This window comes from Flavihumibacter sp. ZG627 (assembly GCF_000814325.1).
In the GTDB taxonomy this organism is placed as follows: domain Bacteria; phylum Bacteroidota; class Bacteroidia; order Chitinophagales; family Chitinophagaceae; genus Flavihumibacter.
This window is the reverse complement of record NZ_JPHF01000001.1, coordinates 1-20,290: the sequence shown is the minus strand read 5'-3', so window position 1 is coordinate 20,290 and position 20,290 is coordinate 1. Positions and strand designations below refer to the sequence as shown.

Sequence of the window (20,290 nt, the reverse complement as noted above, 5' to 3'; positions counted from 1 at the left end):
TGGCCCGCTTTTTTTATAGTATTTTTGTCCACTTAATCAAATCTCATTGATAGAAAAATCGCAGATACTTACAGACGAAAAGGCAGTACTAGTTGGCGTTGTACAGAAAGACCAGAATGAACAGCAGGTAAAAGAATACCTCGAAGAGCTGGCTTTTCTGGCGGAAACAGCCGGAGCGGTCACCCACCGCAAATTCATGCAGAAGCTAAGCCATCCCGATAGCAAAACTTTTGTAGGCAAGGGTAAACTGGAAGAGATCAAAGAATACATCATACGCCATGAGATCAACCTTGTGATATTTGATGATGAACTTACCGGCTCTCAGATCCTTAATATTGAAAAGGCGCTTGGTGTGAAAACCATCGACCGATCAGATCTCATCCTCGATATTTTTGCCCGCCGTGCGCAGACAGCCCAGGCCAAGACCCAGGTTGAATTAGCGCAGTACCAATACATCTTACCCCGACTCAAAGGAATGTGGAAGCACCTGGAAAGACAGGGAGGTGGAATCGGATCAAGGGGACCGGGCGAAACGGAGATTGAGACTGACCGTCGTATTGTTAAGGAAAAGATCGCCCTCCTCCGAAGGAGACTTGCAGAGATCGATAAGCAGTCCTTTACGCAACGTAAGGACCGTGGAGAATTTATCAGGGTTGCCCTTGTTGGATATACCAACGTGGGTAAAAGCACCATCATGAACCTGCTGGCCAAAAGTGAGGTTTTTGCTGAGAATAAACTATTCGCGACCCTCGACACCACAACGAGAAAGGTTGTTTTTGATACCACTCCGTTTTTATTAAGTGATACGGTGGGATTCATCCGGAAATTACCGCATCATCTCGTGGAGAGTTTTAAAAGCACATTGGATGAAGTAAGGGAAGCGGATATTCTTTTGCATGTAGTTGACTTGAGCCACCCACAATATGAGGACCAGTTCAATGTGGTGAATAAGACCTTGCAGGAACTTAAGGTGACGGAGAAACCCATGATCACCATCTTCAATAAGCTGGATCAATATGAAAAGAACACATTTGATGAATGGCTGGAGCCTGATGTCAGAAACCAGATATTGGAAGAGCTAAGAGAGCGGTGGGAGAATGTAACACTTGGCAACTGCGTATTCATCTCTGCCCTGGAACGCCGTAACCTGGAAGGGTTAAGGGCAACCATCCTAAACAGGGTTCGTAAACTATACCGCGAACGCTATCCTTACAAAACGGAATTTTTCTGGTCAGATGAGCCATAAGAAATACAAATGGCATAAGCTGGCGGAGAGTGTGGAGGAGTTGGATTTCGCTGCAAATAATATTGCAGTAGCATCACTCAATGGGAAGATCATCTGCGTGGGTAAGTATCAGGAACGCCTGTTTGCCTTCGCATACAAATGCCCGCATGCCAGCGGGCTTTTGTCTTCGGGTTTTATAGATGCGCTGGGAAATGTAGTTTGTCCGTTGCACCGGTATAAATTCTGCATGGAAAACGGGCGCAATGTTTCAGGCGAAGGTTATTACCTGAAACACTGGCCCGTTGAGATCCGGGAAGAGGGTATATATATAGGGATGGAAGAAAAAGGTCTATTCGGAATATTCTGATGATGATCAATCATAGGCGAGGTCCTCATCCTTATGACTATACGTGTTTTTTGGATTTTTTTGCAAACTCTCTTCAATATCCCACTGCGCAAATCCACCCATTGCCGGGTCGCTTCCGATATGACGGTTTTCCAATCCCGGCCTGTTCTTATCTGGATTAGCAATACCATAGCCCATTTTTGCAGCTTCCACCTGGTCATAAATACCGCGGTGACCATATTGGTTAGTATTTGCAGCGGATGCCGGTTCTTGTCTTTTAGTATCAATAACACGGAAATTTCTCAGGGCTTTTGAACCTGGTTTAAAATTTTTCATGGCGGCTGTTTTAAAGATGGAAAAAGATGCAATCGTTTAATAATTTACTACAAATTCCTTGCCTGAACTAAACAAAAATACGATCAGTTCCAACGAGCTGATCGTATTGTTTTTAGGCAAGCAAAGTTTTTACCATTCGTTATCTCTGCGTATTCTTCTACCTGCATAACCGTAGCCACTACCGCGGGTTTCACGATAATTGCTGTCCCATGAAGACCTTGTATTTTCATAGGGATCAGTGCTGCGTCCGCGGCCGTAATTACGGCTTGTCATACGGGCGAGGTTATCAGCTGATTCTGGATTATTACGGGATCTGTTGCGGTCATCTGAATGATGATCGCGGCCATACTGATTCTGGCGTTCTGAACGCCACTGACTATCATAGCGATCTGATGTCTCATTGCGGTCATCGCTGAATCGACTGTAGTTGTTATGATCATAGTCATTGCGGTCATAATCACTGCGATGTCGGTCAAAGTCATTGCGGCTATAATCGTTCCGACCATAATTGTAAGCGCGGCTAAAATCGCTACGCTCATCTACATCTTCATCATCATTCCGGTAACGCTGAGAACTGCGGCGGAGATCATCGTCATCTTCAAATCCGCGGTCATATTCTGAGTAGTACCGGTTATCGTTAGATCGGCCTTCATACCGGTCATTATAACGCTGCCTGTCCTGATCACGAGAGCCATAGTCCCGCCTTTCTGATCTGTTTTGCATAGTTAATAATTTTATGGTTAAAGAATACCTTTAAGCAACAATTCCGGTGCCAGCAGAAATATGGGTAATGGAGGGGGTTTCAGACCCTTTAGCGTAGAAAAAACCCATCCAAATAGGGGCGAAAAATCACCCATATGCTTTGGTTTGAGTGCGGGGATTTCAAGATTAGATAACAGGCCTTTCATATTCCCCTAACTTATCAATTCCACCTTAGCTCATTAAAACCTTCTTTATGTCTGGAATGGAATGGTTGCTTGAAGCTGACCGAGCCTTATTACTTTGGGTACAACAAACCAATGTTTCGCCATCTACTGACTTCATTATGCTAATGTTGCGAAACGCAAGGACATGGCTGCCCTTATATGCATTCATTTTATACTGGGTAATCCGATATGCCCGGCCATATCCTCTTTACATTATTCTTATAACTGTAGTTTGCGTGGGTTTGGCCGATTACGGGTCTGCTTCCATTCTGAAGCCCTTATTTGCCAGGGAGCGGCCTTGCTTTGAGCCCACGCTGGAAGGAATGGTCAGGTCGCTCGTGGGTTGTGGCGGTCATCATAGTTTCCCTTCATCGCATGCGAGCAATCATTTTGCGCTGGCAAGCTTCTGGTACTGGGCAATATGGCTGGTAAAAGGAAAACGTTGGAGCTGGTTATTTGTATGGGCTTTTATAATAGGCTATGCACAGGTATATGTGGGTAAACATTACCCCCTCGATATAGCGGGGGGAGCCCTGTTGGGTATTTTTATAGGAACAGCAGGAGCCAAATGTTTTGAATGGCTGATGGTGCAGAGAAAGCGGAATGACCCCTATGCTGCATCCTTTGATTGATGTTTCATTATCATATGTGGAAGAACAATGATTCAATACATCCATTGTTTTAAAATAAGGCAGTAAAAATTTTGTGCGATTGCAAAAATGCCTATTTTTGCACTCCCCAAAAGGGAACTTTACAGGCAACTGTGAAGCTGGTTATTCCTCCTTAGCTCAGTTGGTTAGAGCATCTGACTGTTAATCAGAGGGTCGCTGGTTCAAGTCCAGCAGGGGGAGCTTAAGAAAACAAAAGTCCTTGCAGATACAATATTCTGCGAGGATTTTTTTTGCACGTAACGTGGATCCTACGCCGAACCCTGTCAGCTCCAATTCAGTACCATGCTTAAGACACCATAAAACCAAAGCGCAATGGAAAGGGAGAGTGCATCAAACTATATTACCTTTTATTGCGGTGGCGATTGCTTCACCCTTAGAGTGCACATGAAGTTTATCATAAATGCTGCGGATATGTCCGCGTACTGTATCAATGCTGATGAAACAGGTACTGCCAATCAATTTATAGCTCATCCCTTTTACAAGACAGGAAAGAATTTCTTTTTCTCTGTCAGAGAGATTAAAATCGTTCACAGCAGTATAAGGGGATTGTTGTTTTACAATATTTAAAACTTTTGAAGCTACCGAAGGACTCATGGGTGCGCCACCTTCATAAGTATCCCGAATAAAATCAAGTATCCGTGAGGGGGATGTTGTTTTAAGAATATACCCTGAGGCACCAGCCTGGATAGACTGAAAAATCTTATCGCTGTCTTCAAATATTGTCTGCATGCATATTTTCAATTCAGGAAATTTTTGGCGAATAAGTTTAACCGCCTCAATGCCATTCATTCCTGGCATTTCAATATCCATCAATACTACATCGGGCCTGCTCTCTTCAATGTTTTTTAAACCATTCATACAATCTTCAAAGGCACCAACGCATTCAAAACCGTCGCTGCCATTAATTAATTGAAAAAGCCCCTGGCGTAAGCTCTTATTGTCTTCAAATATGGCTACACGTATATCCATTTTTTCTTTTTTTATACAGCGAGATTTAATACAATTGTGGTTCCCTTGCCTGGAAGAGAATCAATGGTGAGTTGACCACCAATTTCATCTGCCCTTTTTTTCATATTCTTCAAACCATTACCAACCCTGGAATTTTCTACTGCGAAGCCTTTACCATTATCCTTAATCAGCATGGTCAAATTATTATTGGAGGAGCTAAGTGAGAATAAGGCTTTATCCGCTCCTGAATACTTAATCATATTGTTAACAGCTTCCTTGAATATCAGGTAAAGATTTTTCCTGACATCCATTAACAATTTCAATCTTTCCACTTCATCATCTGCAATAAATTCGAAATCAATTCCTTTGGCTCCAAGCACTTCATAGGCAAAATTTCGCATCCGTAAAATGATCTTCTCAAACTGATCATTCTCCGGATTGATGGTCCAAACAATATCGGCCATAGCATCGAGCATTTTCCTTGAGCTTTCCTCAATGGTTTCCAACATGGGATTTACCTCCTTTGACTGTTGCTGTACCATCTGAGAAAATATAGAGATACTGCTCAACGTACTTCCTACGTCATCGTGCAGGTCGCTGGCTATTTTATTTCGAAGGGTCTGAAGTTTCAACTTTTGACGAGTGCTGTAATTCTTATACATCAGAATGGCGAGAATTCCGAATAAGGTCAGTACCAGGAACAAATAATTACGGAGATCCTCCTGCTTTTTTATGCGGAGTGTCTGAATGGCCTTTTGATTGTTGAGAATCAATAATTCTCGATTCTTTTTATTTATATCTGCCTTCTGCAAGGCAAAGGCTGCGTCCTTAGCTTCTAATTCAAGGTGCTTCACTTTTTTATCGCTAAGCATTAAGGAAACTTCCATTTCTTTTATCGCAAGAGATTGCTGGTGTTGTTGCGCTAATAAGGATTGCTGCTTTAACTGTTCACTGGTAAGTTGCTGAAGGTAATTAAGCGAATCCTCCCGGCGTTGGAACTCATATTTAAGTTGTGCCTCCATTATTTTCTTCCCATGAGCTTCATTCTGGAGGCTATCTCGATAAAGAATAAACTGTTTATGATTATAGAACGCCCCCTTCCAATTTCCAGTTGAACTGTCGAGCCGCGAAAGTTGTTCATAGCAGTTTTTTATATCATCCTTGGCTCCTACTTTTTTGGAAAGGTTTAACCCTTCCAGAAGGAGTTTCCTTGCTTCTGAATAATCTCCAAGGCTAGTATTAGCTTCACCCAAATTTATATATGAACAGGCAATTGCTTTATTATCCCCGAGCTCTTCATTGATTTTCAGAGACACATGATGATATTTCAAGGCATCTTCATAATTATGTAGTTTACCATAAATGAGACCAAGGCTATTGTATGCATGGGCAATACCAATCTTATACCCTATTTCTTCATTCTTTCTTAATGAAGCAAAACAAAAATCCATAGCTTCCGAATATTTATGCTGGTTCATATAAGCCAGCCCGATACTGTTACAGGTATTTGCAATCCCCTGCTTATCATCAAGTTGTTCTTTTATCTTCAACGACTTAAAATAATGATTTAATGCTTCCGGGTAATTTCCCTGAGAACTATATTTGAGACCGATATTTGCAAATGAGTTTGATACACCATTTTTATCGCCTAATTCTTCCTTTAATGAAAGGCTGGCAAAGTGGTTTTTAATTGCTTCAGAGTAATTACCCTGTACAGCATAAATAATCGCGATATTATTATAAAAATTAGATACCCCTTTTTTATCGCCGCCTTCTTTCCCAATCTTAAGTAATGCAAAGAGATTTTTCAGTGACTCAGGATAATTTCCCTGTGCATAATACACTCCGGCAATTCCGTTGTAAGCACCAACAACTCCTTTATAAAATTTTGATTTTTCACTTATTCTAAGTGCCTCACTGAATTGCTGAAGAGCCTCCCGATGATTACTCTGGTAAGAAGCAATTATTCCTTTGTTATTGAGGGCTTCGGCCCTACCTGGATGAAATATGATTTTCTCAGCAAGAGCAAGCGCTTCATCTGCGTAGTTTACCCCATCACTGTATTTAGCTCTTTGCCAATGTAGTCTGCTTAGCAGGTTTAAGGTTTGAACCCTGGAACTATCCTCCGGCTGATATTTCAAAACACTTTTGAGAGAATCAATAGGGGGTTTATTCTGAGCGATGCAAAAAGCCGGCACCACTGAAATGATTAACAGCAGGAAAGGTTTAATGCGCGGAGGGGTAAATTCTGATTGCTTCATTTCAATAATGAATGCCTCCTATAAAGTTATCAAATCCCGGGCTAGTTTGGAATAGCATATTCATGCTGTTAAAGCAATGATTTTCATCTAAAAATGAACTGTTTATGCTATTGACCCCACACAGGTTAGATTTTAATTTTGACTACTGCGTGTAGTTATTCATTAACCAAAAACTTATCAATTATGAAAAGAATAACCAGTTTACAGAATAATTTATTTCTGCTGATTCTATGTCTCATTTTCGTTGTATCATGTAAAAAAGATGTAATTGAAAACGATGTTTCTCAGAAAGACATAATGAAGGAGGTTAAACAGTTTAATGGGCATCTGAAGCAAACCAAAACCTATCCGTCAGACGTGGTTCAAACCTGGATAAAATTTGATTTAAGGTTGTTGAGATCCAATCCAACCCTACTGAATAATTTTGTGATGATGCAGCACTGGGCATATAGCAGTATCGCCTTATACGAATCGGTTCTGCCCGGGATGCCTGCTTATCGTACACTAAGTGGTCAATTATCTGACATGCCCGCCATGCCTTCAACAGAACCTGGGATCGCCTACCATTGGCCAACGGTAGCAAATACTGTTTTTGCGGAAATGAAAAGGTATTATTATTCCAATTTATCTGAGGCGGATAAAGGTTCTACAGATTCTCTGGAAGCTGCATTGAATGAACGCTACCAGGAAGAGATAAATGTCTGCAACCTTTCAGACATCAGTTGATTTTGGCAAAGCAGTTGCCCTCTCAGTTTACGAATGGTCTAAATCAGACGGCTCTCTTACAGAACACCCACTATATATTTTACCTGTTGGGCCAGGTGCCTGGGAAAAACACCGCCAGCTAATCTGAATCCCCAAAACCCTTATTGGGGAACAAACAGGCCCCTCATTCCAGGGAGTGTGGAAGCTGCGCATATAGGTCCGCCATTAGCCTTTTCCACTGATCCATCATCAGAATTTTATGCTGCGGTAAAGGAAGTTTACGACCTATCACTTACCCTTAACGATGAGCAGAAAGAACAGGTCATTGCATGGAGAGATGTACCGGGCGGAGGTCATGCACACTGGCTAAGTATATTGATGCAAGTGTTGGAAATGGAAGGCGATGCGGTTATGCTTGACCGTGCGGCGTTAATTTATGTTCGCCTTGGTATTTCACAGAGCGATGCCCGGATTGCTACCTGGAAAGCCAAATACCACTATAATCTTTTAAGGCCAGTTACTTATATCCGGTCAGTAATGGCAATGCCCGCCTGGAATTCATTTATAACTACTCCAAACCACCCGGAATATCCTTCAGCACATTCCAGTTTTTCAATTCCGGCTGCCATCGTAATGAGCCAGGAGTTTGGCAATAATTACGCCTTCACCGATCACACCTATGACTTTCTGGGGTTACCAACACGATACTATTATTCGTTTCAACATGCAGCTGAAGATGCAGGTGATAGCCGCGTTTTAGGAGGACTGCATTACCGCTTTTCTATTGCCGCAGGTAAGATGCTTGGAAGCGCTCTTATAGAGCATATGGATAAGCAGATAAGATTTATTCATTAATCAATTAAAACAAGTGCCATGAAACCACATAAGTTTTCATTTTATATAGGCATTGTGTTGTTGGTATTAATTGCCTGCAACAAAAATGATGAGGCGGGACCATTCTCATTGCTCCATAACAAACCACCTTCCGCCAATGCCGGGACTGATCAGTTCTTTAACCATAAACCTAAGCTTATAACATTAGATGGGATCGGTAAAGATCCTGAAGGGTTAATACTCCGTTTTAGCTGGAGATTAATATCTTGTCCACCAGGATTTACTATCCCACCAATGGAAGATGCTATTGCCAGAATTTACTTACCCGAATATGGTGAATATATTTTTGAATTTAAAGTAACCGATAAAGGAGGACTTAAAGCGAAGGACATCGTTAAAGTAACTTTATCTGATGTAGATGGAGAACCCTGTGCGGGTTGCTGGGATTATTAGTTAATAGAGTATATGAATAGCCGGGGTTGAAACCCCGGCTCGTTTAACCAAAACTAAATGCTCAATAAAAAGAATCAGTACTTCATAATTACTTTGTCGTAAACACATCGATCTCTGAAAGGAATGTATGTGCGGTTGTGCCGGTCTGGCTTTCGAGGGCAGTCAGTTTTAAATAGCGCCAACCCTCCGAAGGAGATAAGGGATATGTTTGCGCAGCATTGGTGATCGCAAAATTAAATTCACCCAGTGAAGTAAATGCCTGGCCATCTCTGCTTCCTTCCAGTTTGAATTTTTTCATTCCCACACGATTTGGCGTGGCAGCCTGGCGGTTTGTAACAGCAACACTTACCATATATTGGTCTGCCTTCATATCAATTAAAACCCAATGCGGATACCCGGGTGTTGGTGATACAGAATAATCTGTATGCCAGTAGGTAGCATTATTGCCATCCAGCAAAGCGGAGGCTTTACCGGTATTTTCCCAACCATCAGGCGTTTCACTATCGGCAGTTGCCGTCCAGGATGATTTGTCGGCCTTGATGGCAGTGCTGTTGTCTTTGAACAGAACAGCCTCCGGTTTGCTACAGCCCATGATAGTAAATACTACGAATGCTATGCATAAAAATGTTGTTTTCATACCCGTTTATTTTTTTGGTAATGTTTCAAGATTGATTACTGGTGCCTGCCCTTTAGCAGGCCTGGAAAATTGTTGATCCATCGTTACAGCGGGAGAAAAGAAACCGCCGTTTCGCAGAAAAAACCCTTCATTGGAACTGAGCCCGCCTGCATAATCAAAACGTTGCTTATTGCGTGCAGTAGCATCTGCGGTAAATCGGGCCGAAGTGATCTCCGTCCAGGCACCCGCGGCTGGCAACATCCATTGCTGATGAAAATTTACTTTCCTTTCCATCCATCCGTTTTCATCATAAAAATTCTCAAGGAAGGAATGGTTGCCCGTAAGAAAGGTGCTTGTATTAGGTCGTTTCCAGGTAGCGATAAAAGTCCATTTGTTTAATTCAGGGGCGTAAAACCAGGCACTGAAAAGTGTATTACCAGCGCCATCTGGACGGCCCCGGGTAAGGAAACGATAAGTTGTGCCAGCTTTCCAGTCATAAACGAGATAGCTCTGACCACCGGTTCCTTCTCCGCCAAAACGCTGTACCACTACATTTTCGCCCTGTTCAATGGCCTGCGTTGTTCCTTGTCCAACTGCAGGATCCCAAACAGAAAATAAAACCCAGCGGTCATTGGCTCTCGACTGGATGCCAAAGTAGCCACCCGAAAAACCATTGCTCATAAAAAATGAACCGGGTTTGTCTTCTCCAACCGGAACTGTTAGCTCATTGTAAAACCATTCCACCTGGGTTTCAGTGGGAATCGAATAGGTCATATGAACCGAAGGGCCTCTTCTCGACCAGTAAAAATTCTCTGGATCATTGGCGAATTTTACCCGCGTTGCAGCGGCGCCATGAACTACGATATCGGATATCTGTGCAAATTCTGCTCCTGTTTTCTGAATACCCTTTAGCGTCAGTTTCAGATACCCGGGCTCACTCAGTTGCACAGATCCAATATTGACCACTTTAACTGTTGAATTGGTCAATTCCTTTCTAAAGGATTTGTCGCCTATACCCACCTCTATGGTGCTGTTACCTGCAGGAACCCTCCCTTTAATTGCAATAGATACTTCGCCCGGTTTCTCAACCAGAAAATATACTGCACATACGGTAGTGGTATTTGTCCAGCCCTCCAGTCCGGAAGCTTCAATTTTCTCAGTTGCACCCACGGGCTTTTCTACCAGGTAAGCATTTCCTCCCAGTGGGATATTGGTACCTGTAATGATGGGTTCCGGGGTTAGTATATTATCACCACCCGTTGAAGATTTACCACAGGCAAGGGCAGATAAGAAAAGTCCCCAACCCATGATTTGTTTTATTAGTAGCATCCACATAATTTTTAAAATGAACGCTTAAGGATTTTGAGAGAGCGCCGGGTTCTTATCAATTTCGCTTTGCGGAATATAGAATATAACCCGGTTGTCAGCAGCAGGGATCGTCTGGTTTACGTTACCACCTACCACATGCGATCCAGGATAATTCCGGATCATAGACCGATTGTTACGGAATAGATCATACACCCGATGACCTTCAAATGCGAGTTCCAGCCAACGTTCTTCCAATACAATATCAAGGATAGATTTATTCAATAAAGTAAGGTCTGCCTCAGTATATGAAGCAACACCTGCGCGGGTGCGAATCAGGTTAACATCTTCCAGTGCTGCTGCAGTATTACCTAGTTTCGCATTAGCTTCGGCGCGATTTAGATATAATTCAGCCAGGCGGATATAGACAGGAGAGCTAAGGTTAACAATTCCTTCCTGCAAGCTGTATTTATTGATATAATGCATAGGGGTATTCGGAGTCAGTTTAGTATTCATTTGCTGAACACCGTTTACTGTATAACTGGAAATAAAGGAAAGCCTGCGATCACCGGGTTGCTGTTTTAGGAAATTCACATATTTTTCAGAGGCATAAATTTCCCCCCATCCACTGAATGCCTGATTCTGCGCGTTCCCGCTGGCATCTCCACTGAAGTACATGGAGCCGATTGCAGAATATCCACGATCTTCTGTTTTTATATGACGGATACAAAAAATTGTTTCCTTATTTCCATCTGGTGCATTCCTGAAATAGTTAGAGAATTCGGCGCCCTGCAAAAGCCGGTAACGACCTGTAGCAGCAGTTCCAGGAATATCATTTCCAATTACGAGGTTCGCATACTCAATGGCTTTAGCATCATCTTCCATATAGAGATAAACCCGCGATAATAAAGCATATGCAACTTCCCTGGAGGCAAAAGAATTTGATTTTTGCTGTGTCATGAATTCAGCAGCCTTTAACAGGTCAGTTATTACAAATTCATATACTTCTTTTACTGTGCTTCGGGGTACTGTCAGTTTTTCCTCTTCCGTTAACCCCTCTTTCAGTATAGGCACACCGGCATCCAGTCCGCTGCCTTGTGAATACGGACGTCCAAAAATCCGAACCAGATTGAAATGCATCATCGCCCTGATAAAAAGGTTCTCTCCTTTTAATTGTAGAAGATCAGGAGTTGCATTATCAGGTATTACTTCAATGATCCTGTTTGCTGCACCGGCTGCCTTATAAGCCTGCGACCAGAACAATTGAGGGTGCGAAGAAGTTACCAGGTGCGTGTAACGATAGGCCCTTGTCAGATCATCAGAGGAGTTTTGTCCCTGTGCAATTTCGTCACTGGGATATTCCATTAAAAAGTGGCCGCTCCGAACATAGCCTTCGTTTTTGAATAAGGCATAAGTACCGATTGTTGCGGTTTCAATATCACCCGCATTGGAGAGAGCGGAATTTTCATCAATTGCCGTGGAGGGCAGATAGGTTTTTCTGCAGGAACCCAGGCTGGTCATCAGAACAACAGCAAGCAGTGATGCAGATATAAAAGAATGTTTCATGTTTCTAAATTTTCAGTATGCTTAAAGGGTAATGTTTAAACCAACAAGTAATTTCCTGCTGATGGGATATTTAATGCTGGATTGACCAGAGCCCAGATCAACTTCCGGATCTGTTCCGGAAAAATTAGTGGCAGTATAGAGATTATCGCCACTAACAAATACCCGAAAATTAGCAATACGAAGAGATTGTGTTATCTGGTCGGGCAGATTGTAACCAAGGGTTATATTTCTCAGCCGCAGATAACTTCCATCTTCGAGGTAACGTGTTGAAGTAGCGTTGGAGGCATCCGAACGACCATGGATGGGCTTAGGGTGTGTTGCGATATCACCAGGCTTGGTCCAGCGATTCCAGCCATCTGCCAGTTGCATCTGGTTGTAGCTTTCGTATAAACCATCATTGTCGAAATAAAACCGGCTATCGTTATACACATAGTTGCCATATACGAAATTGACGAAAGCAGAAAGAGTGAAGGCTTTATAACGAAGGTTATTATATAAACCACCGGTGAATTTAGGGGCGCCAGATTTACCTGTATAAACACGTGAAGCCAGGTTGTAATTATTGGTATACGTGATATAATTTTTATTGTCAGCATCCATGATCAGGTTCTGCCATAATGGATCACCATTGTCAGGATTTACGCCTGCCCAAACCGGCATAAACCATTCGTCCATATCACGACCTACAGCAACAGGTTGACGGGCGCCTGTGTTCACCTCTGTACGACCTTCGTTTATCTCAAGTACCTTGTTCCTGTTAAAGGCCATATTGAAATTGGTTTCCCAGCTGAAATCCTTTTTAACAATATTCTTAGTGGTAAGATTGAATTCCACCCCCCTGTTACGAATAGCACCAACGTTTTCATATACCCCATCAAATCCGGATGTGGCGGGCAAGCCACGGAAGAATAGCAGATCGGAGGTTTCTTTACTGTAAAGATCGACCGACAGATCAATCCTTTTAAAGAAACTCATATCAATACCGAGGTTCATTGACTTGGACTTTTCCCAGGTCAGATCAGGATTTGATTTCTGGCTGGGTGCTGCGCCGGGCAGGCCTGCATAACTTGCACCGGTGGAAATGCTATAGAGTCCCATGGATGCATAGTACCCAATACCTTCAGCGTTTCCAGTAGTACCATAACTAGCCCGAAGTTTCAGGAAGCTAATTGGCTGGATGCCGGTCATAAAATTTTCATTGCTGATAATCCAGCTGGCACCCAACTGATAAAATGTGGCAGCCGGGTTATTAACCCCGAACCGGGATGAGAATTCATTGACAACAGAGGCAACAGCAAAATACTTATTGGCAAAACTATAATCTGCCTGTCCCAGGTATTTACTGAACATATAACGGTCATTACCACCATAAGGATTCTGAATTATATCTGTTGCCGTACTAAAGGCATCTCTACCTGGAGGCAAACCCTTTACGGATGCACCGCTGCTTTCTGAATATCCCTTTTCTATTTCATAGACCCCTAATAACGACAGGCTGTGTTGCCCCATTTCAAGGCCATAACGCAAACGGTTTGAGGAGACCAGTGTAGTGTTAAAACCATTGCTCATATAGGCAGACCCACTGTTGGTAGCACCTTCCTTGGAGCGCTTATCGTAATATGAATCACTGTTGTAATGGTAAATACGGGCACGGTTATACGTAGAAAGCGTTAGGTTCTTTAGTAACGTATAATCCAGGTTAACATCAGCACTCATATTAAAGCTGCGTGCTTTTGATGTATTGTACTGTAAGGAATGAAGGTAATTGTCGCGGTCGCGGCCATACCAGGTGCCATAACGTGCATCAACCGGGGTGCCATCAGCATTATACGCCGCATCAAAGGGAAGGTTCAGATATGCATCATAAACTGTTGCATCCGGATTATATTTATCCTGGATGAATATTCCGTTCAGCATGGTTGTAAGCTTCAGCTTTTGGGTGAGCCTGCTCGTTAAATTAGCCCTGAAATTGTACCGGTTATTACTGTTTTCTATGAGTGTTCCTTCCTCGCGGTAATAGTTTCCGGAAACATAAAACTGGCTTTTTTCTGTTCCTCCACTTGCACTAAGGGTATAGCTGTTTACCATTGCATTGCGGAATGCAAGATCCCACCAGTCGGTATTGTTATTGAGCGCAGCTGGATCAGGATTATAGAAAGTCTGCTGATAATCATAGAGCTGCTTCGCATTCATCAGTTTGAAATTTCCAGTTGTGGCCTGGGCAACACCAAGGGTAGAATTCAACTCGATTTTTGTTTTACCTGCCTTCCCTGATTTGGTGGTGATTATAATTACTCCATTGGCCGCTCTTGAGCCATATAAACCTGTTGCAGCTGCATCCCTCAAAACAGTAACTGATTCAACATCGGTTGGATTATAAGTTCCGCCGATATTTCCATCCACAACATAAAGCGGACTTGTACTTGCATTTATGGTTCCTGCACCACGAATTACCACGTTGGATCCCGAAGTGGGATCTCCTGAGGCAGAGGATACCACCACACCTGGTGCTTTACCCTGCAATAAAGAATTCAGGTTGCTGGAAGTTACATCCGTCAGCTTTTCTGCCGATACTACTGTGACCGCGCTGGATAGCTGTGATTTTTTCTTGGTTGAATAACCGACTACTGCTATTTCCTGTAATTCTGCAGCTTCAGTATCCAGTTGTACAGCAAGTGTATTACCTGTTCTGGCTTCAATAGTTTGGCTGGCAAACCCAACTCCGGTAAGCACCAGGCTGGCTTTCTCCAATACTGAAATACTGAACGCGCCCTTATCATCAGTAACAACAACATTGGAAGTACCCTTCTCCGTAACGGAGATGCCGGGTAATGAATTTCCGGACTTATCCCGAACGGTTCCCTTTACAGGAACTTTTTGCGCAACTGACGTTAAGCCTATTGCCAGGAATGCAATTAATAGCAAAAAATTTCTCATACTCGTTTGGTTTTTACAATTGATGTTTATCAATCATCTTCCAAACGAATATGAAGCGTTTTGCCGAATAAGATTTACCTGTATGGAGTTACAAATACGCCAACCAAAAAATGCAAACGTTTGATATAGAAAGGCAATCGTTTGCGCAAAATTTAATATACACTTAATATGTACGACATATTAATTGAATGGTTAGATAAGATGTCTGCTTCAGTAATTCTGGTAATAGAATCAGTAATCTGTATCAGTACCATCCGGATAAAAGGTGGGACCTTCAATAAGCGGCCGATAGCGCATTCTGATCACAAATAGTAGTTTATGAAAATCCTTCAAATGGCATGTTGTTTATGTATCATATCCATATCAGCATGTAAAAGTTCAAAAAATCAAGGAGAGATGATTACCCAATACAATAACTTAATATTTCCGAAAGGAGATCCTTTACCAAATACTTATTTTACCGGAAATGCCTTCCTAACGCCACTGGTTACCCGTAACAAGAACAATGATTATTCTATTGGCAATGTCACTTTTGAACCAGGTGCAAGAACCCATTGGCATACTCATCCGAAAGGACAGACATTAATCATTACATCGGGGGAAGGATTTTACCAGGAAAAGGGGAAGGAGCCCCGCCTATTAAAAAAAGGTGATGTGGTAACCATCCCCGAGAATACGGAGCATTGGCATGGGGCTTCAGCCAATAGCATGTTCGTGCATATTGCCATTACAAACTTCCTTGGCGATCAAAGCGTAGTATGGCGGGAGGCAGTCACTGATGCAGAATATGATAATGCAAAAAACAAATAACAATCACCAATATGGTAAAAACATTTTTTCCGGTACAGTTGCTGTTTCTGGTTTTGCTGTGTATAGTACAACCCATGAGTGCGCAAACTACCAATAATGGATCCTTAAATGCCAGACAGAAAAGCATGTCGGCAATTGCCGCACTAACTGCAGTGGGCAACATTGAGAAATTGAAGATGGAATTGAATGCGGGACTAGATGCGGGACTTACCATCAATGAGATCAAAGAAACGCTTGTGCATCTCTACGCTTATTGTGGGTTTCCCCGTAGTCTGAATGGTATCATCAATTTTATGGCCGTGCTTGAAGAGAGAAAAGCAAAAGGCATAAAAGATATAATGGGAAAGGACGCTTCCCCCATTAAAGACTCCGTCACAAAATATGAGCGGGGAAAGCGAACCTTGCAAGCTCTCACTGGTCGTGAGGAAAGAGATCCTAAAACAGGCTACAATGCATTCTCACCGGTGATCGATACATTTCTGAAAGAGCATTTGTTTGCTGATATATTCAGTCGCGATCTGCTAACCTACAGTCAGCGCGAGCTTATAACCATTTCAGCATTATCTGCCCTGGGTGGAGTGGAAGCTCAATTACAAGGTCATCTGGCCATTGGCTTGAAACTGGGAATGACTGAAGAGCAGTTAATGGGAATATTCGATCTCACAGAAATGAATATTGGAATAGAACGAGCAGAAGCGGCAAGGGCCACGCTGAAGAAAATAATTTCGCCCCAGAAGAAGGAAGAAGTTTTTAAGGGTAATGTAACTCTGCATAAAGTAAGGCTGGCAAAAGTTGAGGTTGATGCCGCCCAGCTGGAAAAATATAAGTCACTTTTAAAAGAAGAGATTGAAGCCTCCATTGAAAAAGAACCAGGTGTATTGACTTTATATGCCGTGTTTGAAAAGGAAAGACCAACTCACTTAACCATTCTGGAGATATACGCCAATGAAGAAGCATACCAGATGCACTTGAAAACGCCTCATTTTTTGAAGTATAAGAATGGAACTGCGAATATGGTGAAGGCACTGGAGCTGGTTGAAACAGATCCACTCATTCCATCTCTTAAGATCAAGTAAGTTTTGCATGGATAATTAAAAAAGGCCATCTCCTTCGTTTACAAAACACGATATGGCACTTTTTATCTAAAGTCTTACTTATTTGTTTGTTGTGCCGCAGTGCCCGTGTATCGATCGCCCACAATTTTGATCTTAGATAAGTCAGCAGTAATCTTTTGCAGTTCTTCAGGTGTGAAGGTATAATTGGCAGACCACATATTTTCCTGCAGGTGAGCCAGTTTGGTAGTTCCTGGTATGGGAACGATAAATGGCTTTTGTGCCATCAGCCATGCCAGTGCTACCTGGGCAACTGTTAGTCCCCGGTGATCACCAAAATCTTTCAATATCTCAATTATAGGCCAGTTGGCGATAATGGCATCCTTCTGGTAACGGGGTAGTGTAGGTCGGTTATCATTGGCCGCATTATATTTGGTACGCTCATGAATATAACCAGAAAGTAGTGCCCTGCTAAGGGGACTATAAGGAACAAAGCCGATACCCAGCTCTTCACAAACTTTTATCACATCGTTTTCCGGTTGCCGGGTCATGATAGAATACTCACTCTGTAAGGCGGTGAGGGGTTGAATAGCATGTGCTTTACGGATATTTGCGGCGTTCGCTTCACTGAGGCCAAAATATTTCACCTTACCTTCTTTGATCAGATCTTTCACTGTGCCCGCAACATCTTCCATTGGTACTTTGGGATCAACACGGTGCTGGTATAACAGATCGATATAGTCTGTGCGCAGACTCTTAAGAGAGTGCTCCACCACTTTCCGAATATTCTCCGGGCGACTATTAAGTCCCAGGCTTGGTTTACCATCAATGAATCCGAATTTAGTTGCAATGATCACATTCTTTCTTATCGGTTGTAAAGCCTCACCCACCAGTTCCTCATTCACTAATGGGCCATAGGCTTCCGCAGTATCAAAGAAGGTAACACCCAGATCAGGAGACTTGCGAATCAACCCGATCATTTCCTTTCTATCGGGAACAAAACTGCGATGGTAGCTCATCCCCATACAACCTAATCCCAATGCTGAAACTACGAGGCTTTGACTTCCTGAACCCAATACACGTTTTTTGGTATCGGTTGGAGTCACGGATCTTTTTTCTGATCCCGTATTACTGAGTCCAAGTGTTGGTGAAAGTAAGAATGCACTGCTGATTGCTGCGCCTGTTTTCAGGAACCGTCGGCGATTGTTGTTTTCCATATCTGCAATTTATTAGTTGATGAAATCTGCTGGTATCATGAAAAGACTATTTAATAATGCTGATTTCTTGCAACCATCCTTTCACGGATTCTTCCACCTGCACGGCTTTATTCCCTTCCATAATGTAAAGAATCCCATCTCTTTCTTTTCCGCCTTCTGTTGAAAAGCCTTTCAGTATTTTACTGTTGGGACAGAGCTGTTTGATCGTTTCAAATCCGTTTCCCACACCATAACCAGCATTGGTATTAAAAGGGATAATGGTTTTACCACTGAGATCGTATTGTTTCAAAAAACTCTTGAAGGGCGGAGGCAGTTGCATGCCCCATGTGGGAAAGCCAATAAACACCAGGTTGTATGTTTCTATGCTGTCAATTACAGTTTTCAGTGGGGGCAAAAATCCGCTGGCATTTTCACGGGCCACCTGGTCAACGGTGGTTTGATAATGCGCGGGATAGGGGTTTTTCAATTCAAGTTCCACCAGTTTGCCACCAATATGCCGGTGAATCATTTCAGCAACTGCTTTGGTGTTTTTGGTACGTGACAAATAAACGATCAACACCTTTTTATCCTCCGGCCGGGATGATTTTTGAGCACCCGGCTTCTGCGCCCTTGAGCATGAAGACAGCAAACAGAAAACCGCGAAGATGCTTAACCAGTATTTAATTTTCGTGTTCATGCGTTGTGGTTAGAATTACTTTCCCACCTGCTTTTGCAAATGCTGTGGGTATCTTTCTCCCTGGATAGTTATCTTTGAAGCTGATGTTTCGATCTGCTCCAGGTTGGCTTCGGTCAATTCAATAGACACAGCACCTATATTTTCCTGCAGACGATGCAATTTGGTTGTTCCGGGAATGGGAACTATCCATGGTTTTTGAGCCAGCAGCCAGGCCAGGGAAATTTGCGCAGGTGTGGCCTTTTTTGCATCGGCGATTGCTTTTACCATATCAACCATTCTCTGGTTTGCCTTCCTGTTTTCTTCGGAAAATCTCGGGACTATATTTCTGAAATCGGTGGGATCAAATTGTGTATGCTCATTGATGGCGCCGGTAAGGAAACCTTTCCCAAGTGGACTGAAGGGAACAAAACCGATACCCAGTTCTTCCAGTGTTGGGATGATCTCTTCTTCGGGTTCCCGGAAGAATAATGAGTATTCGCTTTGCAGCGCAGCAACCGGCTGAATGGCATGTGCTTTACGGATGGTTGCCACCCCCGCTTCAGACAATCCCCAGTGAAGGATCTTGCCCTCACCCATTAATTCCTGTATGGCTCCGGCAACCTCTTCAATGGGCACAGATGGGTCTACCCGGTGTTGATAAAACAGGTCAATATGATCGGTCTTCAATCTTTTCAGGGCAGCTTCTGCTACTGCTTTGATGTTGGAAGGACTACTATCTAATCCAAGGGCAGGTTTTCCTTCTTTGAATCCGAATTTGGTGGCAATGACCACTTTATTTCGGTAAGGGGCCAGCGCTTCACCCAGCAATATTTCATTATCATATGGACCGTAAGCTTCCGCTGTATCAAAGAAGGTGATACCGCTATCAAAAGCAGCCTGTAATAGTTTTATGGCCTCCTGTTTGCCGGTTGCCGGGCCGTAGCCAAAACTCAGTCCCATACATCCCAGGCCCAGTGCTGAAACTTCCAATCCGCTCTTCCCTAAAATTCTTTTGGGAAGGGTTGAAACAATACTTGATTTATCGCTTTGCATAAAATTTAAATTGATGAGGCAAAGGTCGATAGAAAGAGGAGGTATTATTTATACGCATTACTGATTTAACTACCAATATTCCTGCCTTCAGCAAGCTTTCGGCAGGCGCGGCAGGGGTACAATAATACAGATATGCGATTTCGTGCCACACGGGGATGTTATTCATGCCAGAGCTGGGCATTGTTTAAGCATTATAGGAGCATTGAAAAGGCACCATTTGAACTTCATTTGGGCATTAACCAGGCTTAGTGCAGGCTTTGAGGATGCTTTGGGGATACTTTGGGGAGGCATTGCGCCTGCCTTCAGCAAGCTTTCGGCAGGCACGGCAAAAACATTACTACACAATAGCTTTCTGTATGCACCTGAAATAGCTA

General features: G+C 42.9%; 19 protein-coding genes and 1 tRNA gene. 9 read left to right on the top strand and 11 right to left on the bottom strand.

Annotated features, from left to right (window positions below):
• Positions 1-46 precede the first annotated feature (46 nt).
• Positions 47-1,246 (top strand): GTPase HflX, encoded by a 1,200-nt coding sequence (hflX, locus tag HY58_RS00105; RefSeq protein WP_082021996.1) that lies wholly within the window; start codon positions 47-49, stop codon positions 1,244-1,246.
• On the top strand, positions 1,236-1,592 hold the full coding sequence (locus HY58_RS00100; protein ID WP_039126047.1) for a nitrite reductase (NAD(P)H) small subunit: 357 nt from the start codon (positions 1,236-1,238) through the stop codon (positions 1,590-1,592). Before hflX ends, HY58_RS00100 begins: the two co-directional genes overlap by 11 nt.
• A 6-nt stretch (positions 1,593-1,598) precedes the next feature.
• On the opposite strand, the gene HY58_RS00095 is transcribed toward HY58_RS00100, so the two are convergent.
• Positions 1,599-1,907, bottom strand: coding sequence for a hypothetical protein (locus tag HY58_RS00095; protein WP_039126043.1), 309 nt, complete (start codon positions 1,905-1,907; stop codon positions 1,599-1,601).
• A gap of 129 nt (positions 1,908-2,036) precedes the next feature.
• Positions 2,037-2,630 (bottom strand): hypothetical protein, encoded by a 594-nt coding sequence (locus HY58_RS00090; RefSeq protein ID WP_039126040.1) that lies wholly within the window; start codon positions 2,628-2,630, stop codon positions 2,037-2,039.
• Positions 2,631-2,862: 232 nt separating this feature from the next.
• Between HY58_RS00090 and HY58_RS00085 the strand changes: the two genes are divergently transcribed.
• Together HY58_RS00085 and HY58_RS00080 are read left to right on the top strand one after the other, a co-directional pair.
• Entirely contained in the window at positions 2,863-3,465 is a 603-nt protein-coding gene (locus tag HY58_RS00085; protein ID WP_082021995.1) for a phosphatase PAP2 family protein, read from the top strand.
• 145 nt (positions 3,466-3,610) lie between these two features.
• A tRNA-Asn gene (locus HY58_RS00080) sits at positions 3,611-3,684 on the top strand.
• Between the two features lie 150 nt (positions 3,685-3,834).
• Here HY58_RS00080 and HY58_RS00075 read toward each other — a convergent pair.
• Both HY58_RS00075 and HY58_RS00070 read right to left on the bottom strand, forming a co-directional pair.
• Positions 3,835-4,473, bottom strand: a complete 639-nt coding sequence (locus tag HY58_RS00075) for a response regulator transcription factor (protein WP_039126038.1) — start codon at positions 4,471-4,473, stop codon at positions 3,835-3,837.
• An 11-nt stretch (positions 4,474-4,484) separates the two neighbouring features.
• Positions 4,485-6,713: a tetratricopeptide repeat-containing sensor histidine kinase gene (locus HY58_RS00070; RefSeq protein WP_039126035.1), complete on the bottom strand. Its 2,229-nt coding sequence runs from the start codon at positions 6,711-6,713 to the stop codon at positions 4,485-4,487.
• A 183-nt stretch (positions 6,714-6,896) separates the two neighbouring features.
• Between HY58_RS00070 and HY58_RS00065 the strand changes: the two genes are divergently transcribed.
• The 3 genes from HY58_RS00065 (at position 6,897) to HY58_RS00055 (ending at position 8,705) form a co-directional block, all read left to right on the top strand.
• The gene (locus tag HY58_RS00065; protein WP_039126032.1) at positions 6,897-7,439 is read left to right on the top strand and encodes a hypothetical protein; all 543 of its coding nucleotides are present in this window, start codon (positions 6,897-6,899) and stop codon (positions 7,437-7,439) included.
• Positions 7,440-7,616: 177 nt separating this feature from the next.
• Complete coding sequence (locus tag HY58_RS00060; RefSeq protein ID WP_052323690.1) at positions 7,617-8,273, top strand: vanadium-dependent haloperoxidase; 657 nt, start codon at positions 7,617-7,619, stop codon at positions 8,271-8,273.
• Between the two features lie 18 nt (positions 8,274-8,291).
• Positions 8,292-8,705 (top strand): hypothetical protein, encoded by a 414-nt coding sequence (locus HY58_RS00055; protein ID WP_039126029.1) that lies wholly within the window; start codon positions 8,292-8,294, stop codon positions 8,703-8,705.
• Positions 8,706-8,793: 88 nt separating this feature from the next.
• Here the strand turns inward: HY58_RS00055 and HY58_RS00050 are convergent, their stop codons facing one another.
• From HY58_RS00050 to HY58_RS00035, 4 genes are read right to left on the bottom strand one after another with little or no spacing between them, the layout of a single operon-like run.
• On the bottom strand, positions 8,794-9,342 hold the full coding sequence (locus HY58_RS00050) for a discoidin domain-containing protein (RefSeq protein WP_082021994.1): 549 nt from the start codon (positions 9,340-9,342) through the stop codon (positions 8,794-8,796).
• Positions 9,343-9,348: 6 nt separating this feature from the next.
• Positions 9,349-10,650 (bottom strand): DUF3472 domain-containing protein, encoded by a 1,302-nt coding sequence (locus HY58_RS00045; protein WP_039127581.1) that lies wholly within the window; start codon positions 10,648-10,650, stop codon positions 9,349-9,351.
• Between the two features lie 24 nt (positions 10,651-10,674).
• Entirely contained in the window at positions 10,675-12,192 is a 1,518-nt protein-coding gene (locus HY58_RS00040) for a RagB/SusD family nutrient uptake outer membrane protein (protein ID WP_039126022.1), read from the bottom strand.
• A gap of 21 nt (positions 12,193-12,213) precedes the next feature.
• The gene (locus HY58_RS00035) at positions 12,214-15,129 is read right to left on the bottom strand and encodes a TonB-dependent receptor (protein WP_052323688.1); all 2,916 of its coding nucleotides are present in this window, start codon (positions 15,127-15,129) and stop codon (positions 12,214-12,216) included.
• A 396-nt stretch (positions 15,130-15,525) separates the two neighbouring features.
• Between HY58_RS00035 and HY58_RS00030 the strand changes: the two genes are divergently transcribed.
• Complete coding sequence (locus HY58_RS00030) at positions 15,526-15,939, top strand: cupin domain-containing protein (protein ID WP_039126019.1); 414 nt, start codon at positions 15,526-15,528, stop codon at positions 15,937-15,939.
• 11 nt (positions 15,940-15,950) lie between these two features.
• Positions 15,951-17,015: a carboxymuconolactone decarboxylase family protein gene (locus HY58_RS19810; protein ID WP_082021993.1), complete on the top strand. Its 1,065-nt coding sequence runs from the start codon at positions 15,951-15,953 to the stop codon at positions 17,013-17,015.
• A gap of 74 nt (positions 17,016-17,089) precedes the next feature.
• Here HY58_RS19810 and HY58_RS00020 read toward each other — a convergent pair whose 3' ends face one another.
• The 3 genes from HY58_RS00020 to HY58_RS00010 are packed head-to-tail and all read right to left on the bottom strand — an operon-like array spanning position 17,090 to position 19,916.
• The gene (locus HY58_RS00020) at positions 17,090-18,208 is read right to left on the bottom strand and encodes an aldo/keto reductase (RefSeq protein ID WP_082021992.1); all 1,119 of its coding nucleotides are present in this window, start codon (positions 18,206-18,208) and stop codon (positions 17,090-17,092) included.
• A 46-nt stretch (positions 18,209-18,254) separates the two neighbouring features.
• Positions 18,255-18,884 carry a flavodoxin gene (locus tag HY58_RS00015; RefSeq protein WP_039126016.1) on the bottom strand — a complete coding sequence of 210 codons (630 nt, stop codon included), beginning with the start codon at positions 18,882-18,884 and terminating at the stop codon, positions 18,255-18,257.
• 15 nt (positions 18,885-18,899) lie between these two features.
• The gene (locus HY58_RS00010; protein ID WP_039126014.1) at positions 18,900-19,916 is read right to left on the bottom strand and encodes an aldo/keto reductase; all 1,017 of its coding nucleotides are present in this window, start codon (positions 19,914-19,916) and stop codon (positions 18,900-18,902) included.
• Between the last annotated feature and the right edge of the window lie 374 nt (positions 19,917-20,290).